This window comes from Halobaculum roseum (genome assembly GCF_019880245.1).
Classification (GTDB): domain Archaea; phylum Halobacteriota; class Halobacteria; order Halobacteriales; family Haloferacaceae; genus Halobaculum; species Halobaculum roseum.
The window spans coordinates 2,469,685-2,488,279 of record NZ_CP082286.1 but is presented as its reverse complement, the minus strand read 5'-3'; the positions used below and the strand labels follow the sequence as shown (position 1 = coordinate 2,488,279).

General features: G+C 72.0%; 22 protein-coding genes. 14 read left to right on the top strand and 8 right to left on the bottom strand.

Annotated elements, in window-relative coordinates; genetic code table 11:
- Nucleotides 1-155: 155 nt before the first annotated feature.
- The 4 genes from K6T36_RS12655 (at nucleotide 156) to K6T36_RS12640 (ending at nucleotide 4,381) form a co-directional block, all read left to right on the top strand.
- Entirely contained in the window at nucleotides 156-1,331 is a 1,176-nt protein-coding gene (locus K6T36_RS12655; RefSeq protein ID WP_222921593.1) for a sensor histidine kinase, read from the top strand.
- Nucleotides 1,332-1,553: 222 nt separating this feature from the next.
- Entirely contained in the window at nucleotides 1,554-2,630 is a 1,077-nt protein-coding gene (locus K6T36_RS12650) for a hypothetical protein (RefSeq protein ID WP_222921592.1), read from the top strand.
- 57 nt (nucleotides 2,631-2,687) lie between these two features.
- A complete protein-coding gene (locus K6T36_RS12645; protein ID WP_222921591.1) occupies nucleotides 2,688-3,344 on the top strand; it encodes a protein-L-isoaspartate(D-aspartate) O-methyltransferase in 657 nt (218 codons plus the stop codon).
- 98 nt (nucleotides 3,345-3,442) lie between these two features.
- Complete coding sequence (locus tag K6T36_RS12640; RefSeq protein WP_222921590.1) at nucleotides 3,443-4,381, top strand: class I SAM-dependent methyltransferase; 939 nt, start codon at nucleotides 3,443-3,445, stop codon at nucleotides 4,379-4,381.
- A gap of 36 nt (nucleotides 4,382-4,417) precedes the next feature.
- On the opposite strand, the gene K6T36_RS12635 is transcribed toward K6T36_RS12640, so the two are convergent.
- On the bottom strand, nucleotides 4,418-5,371 hold the full coding sequence (locus K6T36_RS12635; protein WP_222921589.1) for an ABC transporter permease: 954 nt from the start codon (nucleotides 5,369-5,371) through the stop codon (nucleotides 4,418-4,420).
- A 322-nt stretch (nucleotides 5,372-5,693) separates the two neighbouring features.
- Between K6T36_RS12635 and K6T36_RS12630 the strand changes: the two genes are divergently transcribed.
- The 4 genes from K6T36_RS12630 (at nucleotide 5,694) to K6T36_RS12615 (ending at nucleotide 9,846) form a co-directional block, all read left to right on the top strand.
- Nucleotides 5,694-6,890, top strand: coding sequence for an ABC transporter permease (locus tag K6T36_RS12630; protein WP_222921588.1), 1,197 nt, complete (start codon nucleotides 5,694-5,696; stop codon nucleotides 6,888-6,890).
- Nucleotides 6,887-8,128: an ABC transporter ATP-binding protein gene (locus K6T36_RS12625; protein ID WP_222921587.1), complete on the top strand. Its 1,242-nt coding sequence runs from the start codon at nucleotides 6,887-6,889 to the stop codon at nucleotides 8,126-8,128. The genes K6T36_RS12630 and K6T36_RS12625 overlap by 4 nt, the downstream gene beginning before the upstream one ends.
- Entirely contained in the window at nucleotides 8,125-9,441 is a 1,317-nt protein-coding gene (locus K6T36_RS12620; protein ID WP_222921586.1) for an ABC transporter ATP-binding protein, read from the top strand. The genes K6T36_RS12625 and K6T36_RS12620 overlap by 4 nt, the downstream gene beginning before the upstream one ends.
- A 93-nt stretch (nucleotides 9,442-9,534) precedes the next feature.
- Nucleotides 9,535-9,846: a hypothetical protein gene (locus K6T36_RS12615; RefSeq protein ID WP_222921585.1), complete on the top strand. Its 312-nt coding sequence runs from the start codon at nucleotides 9,535-9,537 to the stop codon at nucleotides 9,844-9,846.
- A 64-nt stretch (nucleotides 9,847-9,910) separates the two neighbouring features.
- Here K6T36_RS12615 and K6T36_RS12610 read toward each other — a convergent pair whose 3' ends face one another.
- Nucleotides 9,911-10,216 (bottom strand): MarR family transcriptional regulator, encoded by a 306-nt coding sequence (locus tag K6T36_RS12610; RefSeq protein WP_222921584.1) that lies wholly within the window; start codon nucleotides 10,214-10,216, stop codon nucleotides 9,911-9,913.
- Between the two features lie 159 nt (nucleotides 10,217-10,375).
- Between K6T36_RS12610 and K6T36_RS12605 the strand changes: the two genes are divergently transcribed.
- The 4 genes from K6T36_RS12605 to K6T36_RS12590 all read left to right on the top strand — a co-directional run bounded on the left by K6T36_RS12605 (nucleotide 10,376) and on the right by K6T36_RS12590 (nucleotide 14,232).
- Nucleotides 10,376-11,149 carry a protein-L-isoaspartate O-methyltransferase family protein gene (locus K6T36_RS12605; RefSeq protein WP_225935123.1) on the top strand — a complete coding sequence of 258 codons (774 nt, stop codon included), beginning with the start codon at nucleotides 10,376-10,378 and terminating at the stop codon, nucleotides 11,147-11,149.
- Between the two features lie 80 nt (nucleotides 11,150-11,229).
- Nucleotides 11,230-12,963, top strand: coding sequence for an alpha-amylase family glycosyl hydrolase (locus K6T36_RS12600; protein WP_222921583.1), 1,734 nt, complete (start codon nucleotides 11,230-11,232; stop codon nucleotides 12,961-12,963).
- A 105-nt stretch (nucleotides 12,964-13,068) separates the two neighbouring features.
- A complete protein-coding gene (locus tag K6T36_RS12595) occupies nucleotides 13,069-13,551 on the top strand; it encodes a MaoC family dehydratase (protein ID WP_222921582.1) in 483 nt (160 codons plus the stop codon).
- Nucleotides 13,552-13,641: 90 nt separating this feature from the next.
- Nucleotides 13,642-14,232 (top strand): flavin reductase family protein, encoded by a 591-nt coding sequence (locus K6T36_RS12590; protein ID WP_222921581.1) that lies wholly within the window; start codon nucleotides 13,642-13,644, stop codon nucleotides 14,230-14,232.
- 40 nt (nucleotides 14,233-14,272) lie between these two features.
- Here K6T36_RS12590 and K6T36_RS12585 read toward each other — a convergent pair whose 3' ends face one another.
- From K6T36_RS12585 to K6T36_RS12560, 6 genes are all read right to left on the bottom strand, one after another.
- Nucleotides 14,273-14,530, bottom strand: coding sequence for a hypothetical protein (locus tag K6T36_RS12585; RefSeq protein WP_222921580.1), 258 nt, complete (start codon nucleotides 14,528-14,530; stop codon nucleotides 14,273-14,275).
- Between the two features lie 74 nt (nucleotides 14,531-14,604).
- Complete coding sequence (gene paaE, locus K6T36_RS12580) at nucleotides 14,605-14,793, bottom strand: 1,2-phenylacetyl-CoA epoxidase subunit PaaE (protein ID WP_222921579.1); 189 nt, start codon at nucleotides 14,791-14,793, stop codon at nucleotides 14,605-14,607.
- Nucleotides 14,793-15,290 carry a 1,2-phenylacetyl-CoA epoxidase subunit PaaD gene (paaD, locus tag K6T36_RS12575; RefSeq protein WP_225935122.1) on the bottom strand — a complete coding sequence of 166 codons (498 nt, stop codon included), beginning with the start codon at nucleotides 15,288-15,290 and terminating at the stop codon, nucleotides 14,793-14,795. The genes paaE and paaD overlap by 1 nt, the downstream gene beginning before the upstream one ends.
- Nucleotides 15,291-16,160, bottom strand: a complete 870-nt coding sequence (gene paaC, locus K6T36_RS12570; RefSeq protein WP_222923453.1) for a 1,2-phenylacetyl-CoA epoxidase subunit PaaC — start codon at nucleotides 16,158-16,160, stop codon at nucleotides 15,291-15,293. It abuts the gene before it with no gap.
- A gap of 68 nt (nucleotides 16,161-16,228) precedes the next feature.
- Nucleotides 16,229-16,570, bottom strand: a complete 342-nt coding sequence (gene paaB, locus K6T36_RS12565) for a 1,2-phenylacetyl-CoA epoxidase subunit PaaB (RefSeq protein ID WP_222921578.1) — start codon at nucleotides 16,568-16,570, stop codon at nucleotides 16,229-16,231.
- Between the two features lie 2 nt (nucleotides 16,571-16,572).
- Nucleotides 16,573-17,511, bottom strand: coding sequence for a Phenylacetic acid catabolic protein (locus tag K6T36_RS12560; RefSeq protein WP_222921577.1), 939 nt, complete (start codon nucleotides 17,509-17,511; stop codon nucleotides 16,573-16,575).
- 95 nt (nucleotides 17,512-17,606) lie between these two features.
- Here K6T36_RS12560 and K6T36_RS12555 point away from each other — a divergent pair, with 95 nt between their 5' ends.
- Together K6T36_RS12555 and K6T36_RS12550 are read left to right on the top strand one after the other, a co-directional pair.
- Entirely contained in the window at nucleotides 17,607-18,245 is a 639-nt protein-coding gene (locus tag K6T36_RS12555; RefSeq protein ID WP_222921576.1) for a helix-turn-helix domain-containing protein, read from the top strand.
- Between the two features lie 149 nt (nucleotides 18,246-18,394).
- The gene (locus tag K6T36_RS12550) at nucleotides 18,395-18,571 is read left to right on the top strand and encodes a hypothetical protein (protein ID WP_222606941.1); all 177 of its coding nucleotides are present in this window, start codon (nucleotides 18,395-18,397) and stop codon (nucleotides 18,569-18,571) included.
- Nucleotides 18,572-18,595 lie beyond the last annotated feature (24 nt).

Here is an 18,595-nt window from a genome sequence, read left to right as displayed (position 1 = left end):
CAACGGCGCCCATCTGTCCGTGGCTGCGGGCACGTAATTGATAGCCACCAGATACTTATCTCTCTCAACACGTCTGTGTAACACGAGAGCGGACCTGCTCGCCACAGGGAGCCGTACCTCGTTGGGACACGTCATCCGGGTTCCGCCGGCAACACATGAGTGAGTCCACATTTGCCGCCTCCGAGGCGAGAGCAGAGCTCTACGAGTGCATTCGCAGGAACGTTCCCTTCGATCGGAAGGCCGAGGACGCACTGGAGCTGGGCAAGCAGTTCCTGGGCGTGGAGAACGGCCATCTCACACGGATCGACCGGGAGACCGACTACTGGGGAGCGATAGCCAGCACTGATCCGGACGACGGCCGGTTTCACGCCGGGTTGGAGCTGGATCTCGGGCGGACCTACTGCCGTCGAACCGTCGAGTCGGACGGCCAGATCTCGCTCCACGACGCGCCCGAACAGGAGTGGGAGGACGACCCTGCGTTCGAGACGCACGGCCTCCACTGCTATCAGGGGACGACCCTCGTCGTCGACGGGGAGCCCTACGGGACGGTCTGTTTCGTCGCCGAGGACGCGCGCGAGGCGTTCGCAGACGACGAACTGTTGTTCTCCGAACTCCTCGCCCGGCTGCTCGAACGCGAACTCGAACGGTATCGACACGAGGCCGAACTCGAACGACAGACCGACCTCGCCACCGTGTTGAACCGCGTTATCAGGCACAACCTGCGGAACGACATGTCCGTCATCCGCGGCCACGCGCGGCTCATGGCCGAGGAGTTGGATGACGACTCTGCGGGCGACGTGGTACTCGACCACGTCGACAGTCTCCTGGAACTGAGCGAGAAGGCACGCACGTTGGACCGGATCAGGGCTGCCGAGCCGGATCACGAGTCGATCCAGGTGTCGACGCTGGTCGAACGCGTGGCGGGGGGCGTCGCCGCCAGATACCCCGCGGCATCGGTCTCCGTGAAGTCCGACACGGCGGTGACGGCCGACGTGCTGCCGAGCTTCGGCCGCGCCGTCGAGGAACTCGTCGAGAACGCCGTCGAACACGGCGGCGAGGAGCCGACGGTCACCGTCGCCGTCGAGACGAGTCCGGGCGCCGTCGAGGTACGGGTCGTCGACGACGGCCCCGGCCTCCCGGAGTACGAGGTGAACGTGCTGAACGCGGGGAGGGAGAGCCCCCTCCTCCACGGGAGCGGCCTGGGACTGTGGCTCGCACGGTGGGTCGCGACCGGACACGGCGGGTCGCTCGAGGCGACCGACACCGACGGCGGGACGACGATGACGGTCACGGTCCCGCGGACGGCCCCCACGGGCGAGCGCCGCGGCTGACGGGCGGACGCGACTCGACCGGTTGCGGGCGACCGTCGAGGCCCGTCCGGTTCCGGCGGTTCGACCGACTGTGACTGGGGCGAGAAGTGTTAGCTGGCGGATAAAAACGAGCTTCAGCGAGCGCTTTTGGTCCGACCGCCGGATCCGTTCGCCGATGCGAGCCAGTCCCCGACCGTCCCCGAGCCGGTTCCGATCGACCCGAACCCCCTCGGAGGGCCGACGATGAGCGAGTGGCGCGTCGCCGACCCGACCGCCCGCCTGACAGACCCCGACGCGGCCGAGGTGCCCCGCGAGACGACCTTCGCCGACGCCGCCGCGCACGCGAACTTCGTCGTCCACGAGCCGACGACGCTCCCCGACGACTGCGCCGTCGAGACGGTGACGTACCGGCCCGAACAGCCGCCGGGGCGCCCCGACGGCGTGAGCGCCGAGGAGTTGGGCCAGACGCCCTGGAGCGACGGCAACCCCGCAAGCGTCCGCGCCGTCGTCCGCGGCGACGACCGCGCGTTCCGGATCAAGCAGTTCCTCTACGACTGGGCGCCGCCGGCCGCGAGCGTCGCGCCGCTGTGGCGGACGCCCGACCCCACGCCGGTCAACTGCGGCGACGCGGTCGGGTGGCTCGGCATTGACTACCAGGACAGACGGGGCGCGTGCCTCCAGCGCGAGCGGGCCCAATTCGAGGTGTCGGTCACCGACGGCGAGTTCACGGACGACGAACTCACGGCGGTCCTGCGCGGGGTCGCGCCCGCCGACGCCGCCGCCAGCGCCGGGGTCCGCGGGGCGCCGTTTCACGCGCTGAACTACTGGGTCCGCTACGGCTGCCGTCCGCCGGGCGTTCCCCACGGCCTGTGGGACTACTCGAGCCCGCGACCGTACGACGGGAGCCGTCCCGTCTCGTTGGCGTCGCTCGCGTACGATCCGCCGGTGCGGCCGTTGGTTCCCGACGGCGACGCCGTCGTCCTCGACTCGGCGCTCGCGTTCCCCGACGCCGACGCCGTCGAACTGGTGTTCCGAAACCGCGCGAACGCGAGCGACCACCTCTGGATCACCGCGGCCGCGCCCGACAGCTCGCTCGCCCCCGATATCCCGCCGGAGCCGGCCGACCAGTCGGCCGAGACGCGCGAGCGGATCGACCTCCGCGGGACCGACGCGTACTACGCCGCGCTCACGGAGGAGCACGGCGCGTGGGAGGCACTGTGGGCAGAGGACGGCGTCCGGTACGCCGCCTGGGCCGGCGCCTCCGCGGCCCTGGACGGCGCGGCGTTCCGCGAGCTGATCGACGGCCTCCGGGAGCCGTAGCCGCACGGGGCGCCGAGCCGGACAAGCGATTTTGCGGTCGGCGCCCGAAGCACCGGTATGGACCCCGAGACAGCCCGCGAGCGCATGGTCGACCGGCTGGGCCGGCGCCCGGACATCGACCCGACGGCCCTCGCGGCCCTGCGGGCCGTGCCGCGCCACGAGTTCGTCCCCGAAGACGGCGTCGAGGCGGCGTACGCCGACCGTCCCGTGCCCATCGGCGACGGGCAGACCGCGAGCGCGCCGTCGGTGGTGGGGCTGATGTGCTCGCTGCTGGAGGTCGATGAGGGCGACGACGTGCTGGAGGTCGGAACCGGCTGCGGCTACCACGCCGCCGTGACGGCCGAACTCGTCCGTCCGGCACGGGTGTACTCCGTCGAGTACGACCCGGACCTGGCGGCGGACGCGCGCGACCGGCTCTCGCGGCTCGGCTACGACGCCGTCCGCGTCCGCGTCGGCGACGGCCGGGAGGGGTGGCCCGAGCACGCGTCCTACGACGCGGCGTATCTCACCTGCGCAGCCCCGGAGATCCCCGACCCGGTGGTCGATCAGGTTCGCGAGGGCGGCCGGGTCGTCGCGCCCGTCGACGCCGACGGCGGACGGCTCGGCGGCGGCCAGCGGCTCGTGTCCCTGCGGATCGACGGCGACGGCGTCGAGCGCGAGGACCACGGCGGCGTCCGGTTCGTGCCGATGCGCGGGGGCGACGGCGAGGGCTGAGTCGGCGGCTGGCGCGTCGGCGCCGGGGCGCCCAGCGCGTCCGCGACGGGCGGAGGGACGCCCTTATATATTCGCCGTCGAAGCATCGGGAACGAGTCATGCCGACCGACGAGCGGACGGGGCCGGGGACCGAGGCGTTGCTGCTGCTGCGGGCAGCCCGCCGAACGGGCGTGCTGGAGGCGCTGCTGTCGAGCGCCGGTACCCCGGCCGAGGTCGCCGCCGAGACCGAGGTCGCCGAGCCGGAGGCGCGGCGACTGGTCGGGACGCTCGCGGACCTGGGCTTCTTCGAGGTCGTCGGCGACGAGTACGAGCCGACGAACCGCGCGCTCGGCCTGCTCGCCAAGCGCGACGTGCGCTCGATCGGATCGATCCCCCACGAGCTCGACCGCCTCGACGAGCTGGTGGGCCTGCCCGAGACGCTGGAGACGGGCGTCCCGCCCGAGCGCCACGGCGACTGGGAGGCGAACGCGCTGGGCGCCCACTACGCCACCGACGAGGCGACCGTCCGCGCGTGCGTCACCGCGGCCGTGCGGGCCGCCGCCGACGCAGAGTCCGTCGTCAACCTGTGCGGCGGGTCGGGCGTGTACGCCCGGGAGTTCGCCGCCCGCGGCCTCGACGCGACGCTGGTCGCGTCGCCGGCGACAGCCGAGCGGCTCGGCCGGGTCCACGGCGACGACGTTCGGGTCCACGAGGGCGTCCCCGCGACGCTGGATCCCGGCTTCGACGTGGCGTTCCTCGGCGACGCGCTCTCGGCGATGGATCCGCCCGAGGCGCGCGCGACCTGCGCGGTCGCCGCCGACCTCCTCGGCGGCGACGGCGCCGTCGTCGCGACGGACGTGTTCGACGCCGGCGACGCCGGCGACGACCGCGGCGAGGCGGCGGTCGCGGCGGCGGTCCACGGGCTCGCGAGCGGCCACGGCGGGGCCCACCCGCCCGAGGCCGTGCGCGACTGGTTCACCGAGGCCGGGCTGTCCGACGTGCGGGTGTCGGCGATCCCCGGGACGGACCGCCACGCCGCCGTCGGCGACATGGGCTGAGGAGGGCTCTCGATCCCGGTCCCGACCGAGGACCGATCACTCCGATCCCGAACGGGGGTCGATCGTCACGGTCACGACGTCCTCGACGAGCGTCCCGAACACCCCCAGCAGCGTCGTGATCAGCGTGGCCGCGAGCACGACGGCGATGTCGCGGTCGCGGATCGCCGTCAGCGTCACCTCGCCGAACCCGGGGATCCCGAGCGCCGCCTCGACGAGGTAGACCCCGAGCAGCAGGACCGCGAGCACGCGGATGGAGAACAGCGCGACCAGCGGCGGGGCGGCGTTGCGGAGCACGTGCGCGGCTATCCGTCGCGGCGGCGCGCCGTTGGCCCGGAGGCGCTTCACGAACGGCGTCCCCGCCACGGAGTCGGTCTCGGCGGCGGCATACTGCAGCAGCGTCGCCCCAAGCGTCGTCGCGACGACGCCGACCGCGACGGCGAGGACCGTCGGGTTCGACCCCGCGAACGCGCCGACATCCGGGTTCCAGCGCGCGATCGCGCCCGCCTCGCCGGCCGCCAGCAGCGCGAGCGCCTCCGCGAGGAGGAACGCCGGGAAGGCGGCGCCGAGGTGACCGAACGCGCTGGCGACGCGGCCGACGGTGCCGCGCCACAGCGAGGCGGCCAGTCCCCCGAGAACGCCCGCCAGCGACGCGAGGGCGACCCCCGGGACGAGATACAGGAGGGTGAGCCGCAGCGCCGGCGCGAGGATGGCGTTCACCGGCCGACCCTGGACGTACGACCGGCCGAACTGGAACGTCCCCAGCTCCCACATCCAGTGGGCGTATCGCCGAAGCAGCGGCTCGTCGTAGTGCATCCGCTCGCGGTACTGCTCGGCGACGCGGCGGGCCTCGTCCGCCGGGAGGCCGTACTGCAGGATGCTGAGGTTGTGGTCCGGGGCGGCGACGAGCGCGAGGAACATCCCGGTGATCACGACCCAGGCGACGAACACCGCCCAACCGATCCGACGAACGAGGAAGGCGCGACGGCTCACGGACGACCAGCTCCGTCGGGGCCGGCAGTCTGGGGGCGTCGGCGGGGTCGCCGACGGGGCTCGTGGCACGGGCGAGGACCGACGCGTTCGTGGCACGAGCCGGGGACGACGAGCGCCATCCCCGGGCGGAACGCTGAGTGCACACCGGGCGGATCCCGTCGACAGGAGTATAACTGTACCGTGGCTGATACGGTCGTTTCATCCTCCGCTACGCATTTACTGTCCCCCTCTGTGGGGCCGACATATCGATGGTCACACCCCGCCGACGGCCCGTGGCGACGCCCCGCGGGCGCGACGTGCGGATCGACACGGGGGGAGCCCCGTGAGCGGGACGCACGACCCCTCCGAGGACCGATTCGCCGTCGAGACCGGCGACCGCAGGCTTGCGGACCGGGCCCCGATCACCCCGCGGACGGCCGCGCTGTTCGCCGCCTGGGCCGTGCTCGCGGCCGCCGCGCTGTGGGAAGCGTTCGTCACCCCGACCGGGCTCGTCCCCTTCTGGGGCGTCTCGACCGGGATCATCGAGTACCTCTACTACGCGTCGCTGGCGGTCGTCGGCTGGGCGCTGGCGCCGCTGGCGCGTCGACCCGACCTGCGGCGACGCTACTGGCGGCGGCTCCGCCGGAAGCCGGCGGCGCTCGCGTCGGCCGCGTACCTGCTGGTCCTGTGGTACGCCGCGACGTTCGGCGTGTGGACGCTGTCGGTGCTCGGGATCGAGTCGACCGATGGCATCCCCTACGGCGTGCCGGCGGCGCAGCCGCCCGCCTGGACCGGCATCGAGATGTCGCCGACGATCCCGTACTGCCTGGCGTCGCGCGACGGCGACATGTGCCCGGGAACGTGGCACTTCCCGCTCGGGACGACCGTCGACGGCCACGGGATGATCCACCTGATCGTCGAGGGCGCCCGCGTCGCCGTCCAGGTATCGCTGGTCACGGCCGCGCTCGTCGTGCCGGCGGCCGTCCTCGTCGGCACGGTGGCGGCATACTACGGCGGCCGGGTCGACGCCCTCCTGATGCGGTACGTGGACCTCCAGCGGGTCGTCCCCGCGGTGTTCGTCGTCCTGCTGGTCCAGGAGTCGTTCAGCCGGAGCCTGGTGACGATCGTCGTCGTGTTCGGGCTGTTCGACTGGGACGGCACCGCCCGCCTCGTCAGGAGCGCGGCCGCCTCGCGGGTGGACACGGGGTACGTCCGCGCCGCCCGCGACGCCGGCGTGAGCGACCCGCAGATCGTCCGCCGGCACGTCGTGCCGAACGTCTCCGACACCGTCGTCGCCGCCGTCGCGAACCGGATGCCGACGCTCGTGCTCGTCGAGGCTGGGATCGCCTACCTCGGGTTCACCAACCCCCTCGCGCAGTCGTGGGGCTCGACCATCGCGATCGGCTTCTCGCGGTTCCCGGAGCTGTGGTGGACGGTCCTCTTCGCCGCGATCCCGCTGGTGTGTACCGTCGCCGCCATGTCCGTGCTCGGCGACGCGCTTCGCGACGTGCTCGACCCCACGGCGGAGGTGCGACGATGAGCCGCGGCGACGACCGCTCCGCCCGCGGACGCGACGGCGACGGTCGGCCGGACCGCGGACGCGACGGCGACCACCGGGCCTCCGGACGGGACACCGACGCGCCCCCGCTGCTGTCGGTTCGAGACCTCCGGACGCAGTTCCCCACCGTCGAGGGGACCGTCCGCGCGGTCGACGGCGCCTCCTTCGACGTGTACCCGGGCGAGACGGTGTGTCTCGTCGGCGAGTCGGGCTCGGGCAAGACCGTCGCCTGCGAGTCGATCACGCGGCTGGTCGACTCGCCCGGCGAGGTCGTCGACGGCGAGGTGCGATTCGACGACCGCGACCTGCTCGACCGCTCCGAGCGCGAGCTCCGCGCGGTCCGTGGCGACCGCATCGCGTACGTGTTTCAGGACCCGCAGGGGTCGCTCGACCCCGTCTACACCGTCGGCGAGCAGGTCGCCGAGGCGGTGCGGGATCGCAACGACGTGGGCAAGCGCGCGGCCCACGGGCGCGCCGTCGAGTTGCTCGACCGGGTCGGCCTGCCGAACCCGGCCTCGCGCGCCGACGACTACCCCCACCAGCTCTCGGGCGGGATGAAACAGCGCGTCGCCATCGCGGCGGCGCTCGCGGGCGACCCCGACCTCCTGATCGCCGACGAGCCGACGACGGCGCTGGACGTGACGATCCAGGCGGAGATCCTCGACCTGTTCGCCGAACTCGGCGCCGAGGAGGGACTCGCGACGCTGTTCGTCACTCACGACCTCGGCGTCGTCGCCGGCATCGCCGACCGCGTCGTCGTCATGTACGCCGGCCGGGTGATGGAGCGCGGACCGGTGACGCGGGTGTTCGAGCGGCCGGCCCACCCGTACACCCGCGGGCTGCTCGACTCGCTTCCCGGCCGCGGGGGCGAGCGGATCGGCGGCGAGCCTCCCGAGCCCCTGAACCAGCCCGACGGGTGTCCGTTCCATCCCCGGTGTCCCCACGCGGTCGGGGAGTGCCGGAGCGGCGACGGACCGCCGCTGTACGGCGTCGACGGCGGCGGCGAGGCCGCCTGCGTGTTCCACGACGGCGTGCGCGACCCGACCGTCCTCGACTCGGCTCCCGAATCGAATTCCGACCCCGAATCGGACCCGGAGTCCGAATCAGATCCCGAGCCCGAACCGAATTCCGAGGCCGAGCCGACGACCGACGGCGCTCCGCGCGGAGCGACGCGCGAGGCCGACGCGTCGGCGAGCGACGCGGACGGGGGGAACCGATGAGCCGGCCGGACGACCCCGCGGACGGGGAGCCCGGCGACGCCGATCCGAACCGGACCGCCGGCGGCGCCGGCGTCGCCGGCGGGCCCGAGCGGGAGCCGCTGGTGGTCGTCGACGGGCTGGAGAAGCACTACCCGGTCCGGTCGGGGGTGTTGCGACGGCGGACCGGGTCGGTCCGCGCGGTCGACGGCGTCTCCTTCGAGATCGGGCGCGGGGAGGCGTTGGGGCTCATCGGCGAGTCGGGCAGCGGCAAATCCACCGTCGCGGAGACGCTGTTACACCTGCAGGAGCCGACCGGCGGGACGGTCCGCTTCGACGGCACCCCCGTCGGGGACGGGGCCGACGGCGTCGAGGAGCTCCGCCGGCGAACCGCGATGGTGTTTCAGGACCCGTCGTCGAGCCTCGACCCCCGACTGACCGCCGGCGAGTCGGCCGCGGAGCCGCTGCGGGTTCGCGGGTTCGCCCGCCGGCGGCGACGCGAGCGCGTGGCGACGCTGTTCGAGCGCGTCGGCCTGTCCGCCGACCACCGCGACCGCTACCCCCACGAGCTCTCGGGCGGACAGAAGCGCCGCGTCGGCATCGCCCGGGCGCTCGCGCTCGACCCGGCGTTCGTCGTGCTCGACGAGCCGACCGCCGCCCTCGACGTGTCCGTCCAGGCGGAGATCCTCGACCTGCTCGGGGAGCTCCGGGAGGCGTTCGACCTCTCGCTGCTGTTCATCAGCCACGACGTGAGCGTGGTCCGCCGGGCCTGCGACCGCGTCGCGGTGATGTACGCCGGCGAACTCGTCGAGGCGGGACCGACGGCGGCGGTGTTGGACGACCCGGCCCATCCGTACACGCGCGCGCTCGCCGCGGCCGTCCCGACGCCGGACCCCCGCGCCGGCCGCCCCGAGGGGTCGCTCTCGGGGGCCGTCCCCGATCCCGCCGACCCGCCCGGCGGCTGTCGGTTCCACACGAGGTGCCCGGAGGTGATCCCGCCGGACGGGAGCGGCCTCACGAGCGCAGAGTACGGTGCCGTGATCGACCTCCGCGTCGACCTGGCCGCCGGGGATGTCGACCTCGACCACCTCGGGGAGCGCGCCGACGGGACCGACCCGGACGCCCTCGCGCGGGCGCTGCGGGCGGAATACGACCTCCCTGACCCCGACGGCGACGCCGGACGAGCGCTCGCGGCGGCCGTCGACGACGCCGTCGCCGGCGACGACGCGGCCGCGGCCGATCGGATCCGCGAGGCGTTCGGCTCGCCGTGCGTCCGCGATCATCCCGAGCTCGAGCACGGCGAGCACGTCTCGGCGTGTCATCTCCCGACGGAGTGAACCGCGCGCTCTGCCGGTCGACGGACCGCCGCTGCCGAGGCGGCAGAACGCTCCCCCCGCACAGCTTTGTCCCCTCGAAGCCACGCCGAACCAATGGCGCTCCGATACGTCCCTCCGGCCGTTCGAGCGGCGACGACGGCCCGCCGGACGGTCCTCGCGGCCGCCGCGTTGGTGGCGACCGTCTGGCTCGCACGGCTCACGCCGCTGCCGGACGCCCTGAGCGTCGTCGCGTGGCCGGCGCTTGCGGCGGCGTTCCTGCTCGATACGGCGCTGTACAACGAACTCGGCGTCGCCGTCGGCGACGCGGGGTTCTGGGCGCTCGCCGTCGTCGGCTGTTACGTCGAGGCGGTCGCGGTCGTCGCCGTCGCGGACTGGATACGAAGCCGCGTCGGATCGCCGTTCTGATCGTCGTCTCGACCGGCGACCGGTCCGGCGGACCGACGAGCCGGGGCGTCGACCGGGGTGGCCCTCAGCGGGCCGACGCCGACGGTTCCGACGCGATCCCGACCGCCGGATCGTCCGCCGTGTCGTCCGCCGACTCCTCGGCGTCGGCGAGCGAGTAGAAGCGCTGGCGGGCGTCCATGATGTTCAGCTGCTCGTGGAGCACGCCGGCCTCCCGGAGTTCGTCGAGCGCGTACCGCACCGTGCGCTGGGGGAGCAGCGTCTCCTCGGCGAGCGCCGACTGGGTCAGGCGCTCGTGGTTCTCCAGCACGACGAAGACGAGCTTTGCGCTCGGCGGGAGATCGGCGACCGCCTCGCGAAGGTCCGAGTTCATGTCTCCGTCCACAGTCGGCACCCCAAAGACGCTCGCCGTCGGATGCGCGGGTCGCGCACAACCGGTTCCGGACCGTCCGGGGTCGTCGACCGTACGCGGTCGGTCGGTCGGCCGGCGCCGAGCGTGCGGTTCATATTCCGCGAGCGTCTTCGTCCGACAATGGACGGACCCGATCCGGCGCTGCTGCGCGAGGACATGCTCGACTCGGTCGAGCACACCCTCGGGCGGCCGATCGCGCCGGCGGTTCGGGAGGCGATGGCGACGGTGCCCCGCGAGGAGTTCGTCGCGGAGGCGCCGTACGCGAACCGCGCGGGCGAACAGGGCGGCACCCGGGTGCTCGCGCCGGCGACGGTCGCGCGACTGCTGTCGGCGCTGGACCCCGAGGCGGGCGAGGAGACGCTCGTCGTCGGCGCCGGCGTCGGCTACACCGCGGCGGTGCTCGCGGAGGTCGTGGACGCGAGACACGTCCACGCCGTCGATATCTCCCGCCGGCTGGTGTACGACGCGCGACAGAACCTCTCGGCGGCCGGCTACGACGCGGTGCTGGTCGACCGCGCCGACGGCGCGCGCGGCCTGCCCGCGTACGCCCCCTTCGACCGGATCCTCGTCGAGGCCGCGGCCGTCGAGCCGCCCCGCGACCTCGTCGACCAGCTCGCGCCCGACGGCCGGCTCGTGCTCCCGCGCGGCCGCGGCGCCGACCAGACCGTCGTCGCCTACGAGCCAGACGAGTCGGGGGAGCTGCGCGAGGCAGAGACGGCCGGGCCGGTGTCGCTGTCGCCGCTGCTCGTCGAGGGCGAGCAGGCCGGCGCCGGCGTCCGGAACCGGACCCGCCGGGAGGACGCGGAGTTCTCCGAGCAGGGCTACTTCGCGAAGACCGGCTGGGAGCACGAGTGGATCGACTGGGACGACCGGCTCACCGGAACCGATCGCTGACTTCCGACCGCCGGCGACGACGGGGACCGCCGTCCGGCTTCGGGAGGTTTTACCCCCGCCCGCACCGACGACCGACAGCCATGGATGCCGACGCGGGTTCGGGCGAGCCGGGAGGGGGGCGGGACGCGGGCGCGGGTGTCGCCGCCGAGGTGTTCGCCGACGGCGGCCACCCCGAGTGGTATCGTGACGCGGTCGTGTACAGCCTCGACGTGAAGACGTTCCGGGACGCCGACGGCGACGGCTGGGGCGACTTCCGCGGGCTGATCGACCGCCTCGACTACCTGGAGGAGCTGGGGGTCGACTGCCTGTGGATCCGGCCGTTCTACCCCAGCCCGCTGCGGGACAACGGCTACGACGTGGCCGACTACCGCGACGTGGACGACCGGCTCGGATCGCTCGACGACTTCGACGCGCTCGTCGACGAGCTGGACGCGCGCGGGATGCGGCTGATCGTCGACCTCGTGCTCAACCACACCTCCGTCGACCACGAGTGGTTCCGGCGCGCCCGCGAGGACCCCGAGTCGACGTACCACGACTACTACCTGTGGACGAGCCACGTCGAGCGGGCGTACAACACGTCCAACATCTTCCCCGAGTTCGAGGACGGCATCTGGTCGTACGACGAGGTCGCGGACAAACACTACTTCCATCAGTTCTATCACCACCAGCCCGACCTCAACGTCGCCAACCCCGACGTGCAGGAGGAGCTGTTCTCCGTCGCGGAGTTCTGGCTCGAACGGGGCGTCGACGGCTTCCGCATCGACGCTGCCCACCCGATGATCCTGCCGAAGGGCCACGACGCCCACCGGATGGACGACCCGCAGTGGCTCTTTCGCGAACTGAAGCGGCGCTGTCGCGCGGTGAACGACGAGGCCGTGCTGCTGGCGGAGGCCGACGACGAGTCCGACCGGCTGGACTTCTACTTCGCCGACGGCGAGGGGTTCGACGCGCTGTTCAACTTCGTCGGCAACTCCCACGTCACCTACGGCGTCGGCGTGGGCGACACCTGGCCGCTGTACCGCATGTTCGAGCAGATCCCTGACGCCGAGCCCGACGGGCACGTCTGGTGGGCGAACTTCCTGCGCAACCACGACGAGTGGAACCTCCTGAAGCTCCCTCACGAGGCGCTGGAACACGCCCGCGAGGAGTTCCGTCAGGGCGGCGACGGCCGCGACTCGTGGATCTTCGGCCGCGGCCACCGCCTCCGGCTGGCGGACCTGTACGACGGCGACCACGACCGGATCGCGATGGCCCACTCGCTGCTGGTGTCGCTGCCGGGCACGCCGATCGTCAACTCCGGCGACGAGATCGGCATGCACGCGGACCTGGACCTGCCGGAGCGACAGGCGGTCCGGACGCCCATGCGCTGGGACGACAGCGAACCGAACGCGGGCTTCTCGACGGCCGATCCCCAGGACCTCGTGATCCCGGTCGACGGCACCGGCTGGCCGGGCGTGTTCCAGGCCGACGCCGCGAGCCAGCGCGGCGAACCGGGTTCGCTGTTCGAGCGCGTCGCGGACGCGGTCGGCGCCCGAAAGCGGTGTCCCGAGATCGCGCGCGGCGACTGCTCGATCGTCCACCTGGAGCCGGGCGACGTGTGGGCCCATCGCTTCGACCACGACGGCCGGGTCCTCCTCGCGGTTCACAACCTCGCGAGCGAGCCCCGCGAGGTCGTCGCCGGCGTCGACATCGACCCGGCGGACGCCGAGCGCGTCATCGGCGACGCCGACTACCGCGTCGCCGAGGGCGGCGTCGCGACCTCGCTCGACGGGTGCGGCTACCTCTGGCTGCGCGGCGAGCGACGAACGCGGTAGCGACGCGGACGCGGTGCGGCGAGACGGGGTCGACGGCGGCGGTAGCGCCGGCGGCACGGGCCGGACACGCGAAACGACTTTCACGCGATCCGGCGACACGCCGACATGGCATACAGCTACGAGCCGCACTACTTCGAGGACTTCGAGGCGGGACAGGAGTTCGTGAGCGTCGGGCGCACCGTCACCGAGTCCGACTTCGTGATGCACTCGGCGCTGACGGGCGACTGGACCGAGCTCCACACCAACGCCGAGTACGCCGAGGACAACGCCTTCGGCGAGCGCATCGCCCACGGCCCCATGACGTTCGTGCAGGCGACGGGGTTCGTCTACCGGACGGGCATCGTCGAGCGCACCGCGCTGGCGTTCCTCGGGATGAACTACATGGACCTCCCGAACCCCGTCTTCATCGGCGACACCATCTCGATGGAGATGGAGGTCACGGAGACGAAGGACGTGTCCAGCCGCGACGACGCCGGCCTCGTCGTCATCGACTGCGAGGTGACCAAGCAGGACGGCACCGTCGTGCTCCAGGGCGACATGAAGTTCCTGATCAAGACGCGCGCTGAAGCGGACGACCCGCACGCGTGAGCGGTCGGTAGCGGGACGACCCGTCCGCGGTAGCGGGGCCAACCGCCCGTACCCGCGGGTATTTGTGCCGGGTCGTTCCAGGGTACGGCGATGGAAACAGCCGTCTCCGACCGGACGCCGCGGGAGATCGCACGGATAATCAAGACCGCCGTCTCGCCGCGTCCGATCGCGTGGGTCAGCACCGTCGGCGGGGACGGCGCGGACAACCTCGCCCCGTTCAGTTCGTACAACTACGTCTCCTCGCGGGAGCCGGTGGTGCTGTTCAACTCCCCCAACGAGGCCAACGGCGGCCTGAAGGACACGCCGCGCAACGCGCTCGACACCGGCGAGTTCGCGGTGAACGTCGTCACCGAGCCGCTCCTGGATCGGATGGACCACAGCGCCGAGTCGCTGCCGCCCGAGGACAGCGAGTTCGACTCCGTGGGCGTGACGCGCGCCGACTGCCGCCGGATCGACCCCCCGCGCGTCGCCGAGGCGGCCGTCACGATGGAGTGCACGCTGTACGACTCGCTGGAGGTCCACGACCGGCTGATGGTGCTCGGGGAGGTCGAGTACGTCCACGTCGACGACGACGTGCTCACCGATGGCCAGATCGACCAGCGGAAGCTCCCGACGGTCGGTCGCCTCGGCGGACCCTACTACACCGTCTCGGATATCACCGAGTTCGAGCGACAGTTCTGAGCCCCCGGGGGAGTTCGGAAGCCGGCGCCGATGCTGGCGGTCAGGCCGACCGGGCGTAGCGAACGCCCAGGTAGAAGGCGACGGCGGGAACCACGAACGTCGAGAGGAGGCTCAGTGGGAGCAGGTACGCGGTCACGGTCTGCCCGATCGTCCCGACCGTCGGCAGCCATGTCGAGCCGGCCTCGACGTACCTGTTCAGCGTGACCTCGACGACGAACTCCAGGAGGAGCACGCCGACCACGACCGCGAGGAGGGCGAGCGGGTAGCGCATCCGTCCGGCGGGGTTCCGTAGGGACATCGCGTTCGGTAGTTGTAGCAGATCGTCATAAACCTCGGCCACGAGCGCGCGGTCGCCGCCGCGTGCGACCGCGATTACCCGAACCGCTCGAACGGCTCCCCGCACTCGGTGCAGAAGTGCATCGACCGGCACAGCCCCGGGCCCTTCGGGTGCTCGCGCTCGGTGTCGGTCGACCCGCAGTACGGACACTCCGCGGGGTCGTCCTCCGCGTCGCTCCCGGCGACCCCCGCGGCGACGCTCGGGTCGGGCGCGTTCCGACGCATCACACGCTCAACCCGAACTCGCGCAGAGCCTCCCGCCCCGCGTCGGTCACCATCGCGACGGTCCACTCCGGCGAGTACCGCAGGCGTACCTCGGCCTCGTCGACGCCCGGGGCGGTCTCGGCGGCGCAGCGCACGTCGTTCGTGAGCATGTCGCGGGCGGGACAGCCGGTGTACGTGAGCGTCATCGCCACCTCGCAGCGCCCGTCATCGTCGACGGCCACGTCGTAGATCAGGCCGAGGTCGACCACGCTGACTGGCATCTCGGGGTCCTCGACCCCGTACAGCGCGTCCCACACGTCGGCCTCGACGCCGGTCGCGCCCGCGCCGGTCTTCGGGTACTCCTCGGGCGCCTCGCCGTCCTCGTAGGCGGTGTAGGCGCACGCATCGGCGCCGGCTGCGGCGGCGGTGTCGTCGTCTATGGCGGTGCTGTCGGGTGCGTCGTCCGCGGCGCCGTCCGGGGAACCGCCGGGCACGTCCGTCGGCATGTTCGTCGGCATCTACGCCTCCTCCCCGCGCAGGCGTGCGGGCGTCTCGAAATCGACCTCGCGGTGCGTCTCGGTGAACGCCTCCCGCAGGTCGAACCAGTCGTCGGTGTGGCTCCCGTCGCGGCCGCGGGCGTCGGGGCGGTCGACCTCGTCGGGCTCGGGGACGACGAGCCCGTACCCCTCCAGCGACGGGACGACGGTGTCGAGCCACTCCTCGCGCATCGAGGCCAACGATTCGCGACGGAAGCCGGCGGCCCGGATCTCGGCCTCGCGCTCGCCCGGGTAGAACAGCGACAGCGCGTGCGGGAACAGGTCGTCGACGGCGGCCTGCAGGCGCTCGCGGGCGTCGTCGTCGCTCGCGAGGCGTTCGAGCCAACTGAGCGCGTGCTCGCGGTGGTACTCCTCCTCGGCGAGCGCCTTGCCGACGCGGTCGGCCAACGGGGCGTAGCTGGTGTCGACGAGCGCCTCGAGCCGGATTCGCTCGGCCACGTCGTACAGATAGGTGCGGACGATGGCGTCGCCCCAGCCGTCGTCGGCGAACGGCCGTTCCACCAGCGTCGCGTGGGTCCAGTCGTCGGCCGGCCGGCGCCAGATGCACTCCTCCTCGGAGTAGCCGAGTTCCTGCAGAAGGTCGTACCACAGGCGTGCGTGGCCGAACTCGTCCTGCGCGACGTTGGCGAGCGCCAGGTCCGACTCGATGGTCGGCGCGAAGATCTGCCACTCGGTGAGTCGCTCGGCGTGGACGAACTCGTCGTCCGCGAGGCGGAAGAGGAGCTCCTCAAGCGCCACCTGCTGTTCGGGGGACAGGTCGCCGCGGTCGAGGGAGGCGGCCGCGGGCGCGTCCGCGGATTCGTCGTTGGCGTTGTCGCCCGTGTCGCCCATGCCGCCGGCGTCGTCGCCCGCGCCGTCGGTCGCGACGCGCTCGGCCTCGTCGCCGTCGAGTCCGTCGCTCATGCTTCTCCCTCGGATTCCAGCTGCTCGCGGCGCTTCTTGGCCGCCTCGCGCTGTTCGGCCTCGCTGTCGGCCACTTCCTGGGCGAACGACGCGTCGATGTCGTTGTACGTCATCGCCCAGCGGTAGGACTTGTCCGTGCGGCCGCCGAAGGCGGCCTCCTCGGCGTCGACCTCGCCGATCTCCGACTGCGGGACCACCCACAGCGAGTTGGTCTGCATCCGGCGGGCGTGCTGGATCTGCGCGAACAGCTTCGCCATCTCGCGGTCGGGCGCGTGGACGTTGCCGACGTGGCGGTGGTAGTCGCCCGGCTTCTCCTGTCTGAACACTTCCCAGATCATGGTCAGTCGGCCGCCTGCGGCGTTCCCGCGGCGCTTCCCTCCCAGCTATCCAGACTCTCGCGGACCCACGCGACGGCCTCCTGGCGGCGGGCGCGCGAGCCGATCTGCTCGTGGCTCCCCTCGTAGTCGTTCTTCGCGATGGTCCAGAACTCGTCCCAGTCGAGGTCGTCCTCGCGGACCGCCATCGTGCCGTCGTCGCGCTCGAAGATGCGCGGGTACTCGGGGATCTCCAGCCCGTACTTCTCGGCCTTCGGGACGTACATGTTGAGGAACGAGTTGCGCAGCTCGTCGTTCGAGGTCGTCTTCAGCCCGACCTCCTGGGCGAAGTCGTTGTGGGTGGACTCGTCGTTCGTCGGCCCGAAGAACTGGAGGATGCGCGGCCACCACTCCTCGAACGTCTCCTGGGTGCGCTCCCGGGTCGCCTTCGACCCGCGCATCAGCTCGCGCAGGATCGACTCGCCGTGTTTCACGTGGAACCCCTCCTCGAAGCACACCTTGTCCATCGCGTGGGCGTACGGCGTCCAGCTCGTGGACTTCAGGGTGGCCTGCCGGCGCATCGCGCCCCCGTCGACGAAGAAGTCGATCATCGGCGCCTCGTACCACGAGTCCACCGGGTAGTGGAAGCAGTTGAGGAACTTCCCCTCGCCGTTCTGCAGCTCGTCGAGCATCTCCTCGCGCGTCTTCACGCCGAGCGTCTCGGCGGCGCGGTAGAGCAACTGCGCGTGGCCGATCTCGTCTTGCACCTTCGCGGTGTTCGCCAGCTTGCGGTCGAGCGACGGCGCGTGGCGGGTGAACTCCTTGTCGAGGTACCCGCCCATCACCTCGCTGTTGGCGTGAAACTGGATCATCCGCGTCGCCGCCCGACGGTACTCCTCGGGCATGTCGTCGCTCGGACCGAACTGCCGCGGTCCGGCGCGCTCCTTCACCGTCTCGATGTCCATAACGATCGATCCTTCGCGTTGTGCGGCTTACCGGTTCACCCGTACATACGCGTGTTTTAATTATAGAGTGCGCTAACGTTCCGCACGATTCGCGAATGATCGAGGAGTGTCTCGTCGTGGAGGTGCGCGTGAGCGGCGACGACTGCCCGCTCGCGGAGGCGACGGCGGCGACGCGAACGCCGGTCCGGGCGGAGCCGCCGCAGTTGCGCGCCGACGGCAACGTCCTGTTACGCTTCGGCGCGCCGCGCGACGACGACCTCGCCGCGCGTCTCGACGCCGACGATCGGATCCGCTACCTCCACCGGTCGCGGGCCGGGGAGCGCGACACCTACCGGTGTCTCTCGAAACAGCCGTGTGTCGTCCACGAGCTGGTGTCGGCCGGGCTGCTCGTCGAGGCGGTGACCTACCGCGACGGCGACGCGACGGTGACCGGCGCCGTCGTCGGCCACGAGGTGCTTCGGGGAGTGATGGAGACGGCCGGCGAGACGGTCGGGGTGGAGCTGACGCGGACGTATCCGCTCCGGGAGGAGCCCGCCCCGGTCGCCGGCCGGTTCGGGCTCACGCCGCCACAGACCGAGGCGCTGCGCGCGGCAGTCGAGGCGGGGTACTTCGCGGTGCCGCGGGAGGCCAGCTCCGAGGAGGTAGCCGCCGAGTTGGGGCTGTCGAAGAGCGCGTTCCTCGAACGGCTCCGGCGCGCGGAAGCGACGCTGTACCGTGATCTGTTCGGCGAGTGACTGGTCCGCGGTCACGGCGACCGATCGTGATCGCACTCGGGCGGCGACTCGGCGATTTCTGCCGATTCTCGAATCGCTGTAAAGCGGCGTGTTCGGGGCTGAGATGCTCGAATCGCGCCAGTTATACCCGCGCGACCGAAACCGTGAGTGTGACGCGCACCGACGTCGATACAGCCGACCGTCCCGTCTCCCTCTCGAGCCGCGCCTACCGCATCACCGTCGACGACGGGCGAGAGACGTTCGACGCCCTCGAGATCTGCGACGAGCAGCGTCCCGAGGCGTACCTGATGTCCGACACGGTCCGCTCGCTGGACGCGATGCGGTGAGGCGACCGCCGCGATCTGCTTCTC

Coding starts and splice junctions, on each gene's coding strand:
- paaC (WP_222923453.1), bottom strand. CDS start 16,160: ATGGGCGACACGGGCGACAACGCCAACGACGAATCCGCGGACGCGCCC.
- paaB (WP_222921578.1), bottom strand. CDS start 16,570: ATGATCTGGGAAGTGTTCAGACAGGAGAAGCCGGGCGACTACCACCGC.
- K6T36_RS12615 (WP_222921585.1), top strand. CDS start 9,535: ATGGCGCTCCGATACGTCCCTCCGGCCGTTCGAGCGGCGACGACGGCC.
- K6T36_RS12625 (WP_222921587.1), top strand. CDS start 6,887: ATGAGCCGCGGCGACGACCGCTCCGCCCGCGGACGCGACGGCGACGGT.
- K6T36_RS12555 (WP_222921576.1), top strand. CDS start 17,607: ATGATCGAGGAGTGTCTCGTCGTGGAGGTGCGCGTGAGCGGCGACGAC.
- K6T36_RS12600 (WP_222921583.1), top strand. CDS start 11,230: ATGGATGCCGACGCGGGTTCGGGCGAGCCGGGAGGGGGGCGGGACGCG.
- K6T36_RS12655 (WP_222921593.1), top strand. CDS start 156: ATGAGTGAGTCCACATTTGCCGCCTCCGAGGCGAGAGCAGAGCTCTAC.
- K6T36_RS12645 (WP_222921591.1), top strand. CDS start 2,688: ATGGACCCCGAGACAGCCCGCGAGCGCATGGTCGACCGGCTGGGCCGG.
- K6T36_RS12595 (WP_222921582.1), top strand. CDS start 13,069: ATGGCATACAGCTACGAGCCGCACTACTTCGAGGACTTCGAGGCGGGA.
- K6T36_RS12640 (WP_222921590.1), top strand. CDS start 3,443: ATGCCGACCGACGAGCGGACGGGGCCGGGGACCGAGGCGTTGCTGCTG.
- K6T36_RS12560 (WP_222921577.1), bottom strand. CDS start 17,511: ATGGACATCGAGACGGTGAAGGAGCGCGCCGGACCGCGGCAGTTCGGT.
- paaD (WP_225935122.1), bottom strand. CDS start 15,290: ATGCCGACGAACATGCCGACGGACGTGCCCGGCGGTTCCCCGGACGGC.
- K6T36_RS12610 (WP_222921584.1), bottom strand. CDS start 10,216: ATGAACTCGGACCTTCGCGAGGCGGTCGCCGATCTCCCGCCGAGCGCA.
- K6T36_RS12650 (WP_222921592.1), top strand. CDS start 1,554: ATGAGCGAGTGGCGCGTCGCCGACCCGACCGCCCGCCTGACAGACCCC.
- K6T36_RS12620 (WP_222921586.1), top strand. CDS start 8,125: ATGAGCCGGCCGGACGACCCCGCGGACGGGGAGCCCGGCGACGCCGAT.
- paaE (WP_222921579.1), bottom strand. CDS start 14,793: ATGCGTCGGAACGCGCCCGACCCGAGCGTCGCCGCGGGGGTCGCCGGG.
- K6T36_RS12585 (WP_222921580.1), bottom strand. CDS start 14,530: ATGTCCCTACGGAACCCCGCCGGACGGATGCGCTACCCGCTCGCCCTC.
- K6T36_RS12605 (WP_225935123.1), top strand. CDS start 10,376: ATGGACGGACCCGATCCGGCGCTGCTGCGCGAGGACATGCTCGACTCG.
- K6T36_RS12590 (WP_222921581.1), top strand. CDS start 13,642: ATGGAAACAGCCGTCTCCGACCGGACGCCGCGGGAGATCGCACGGATA.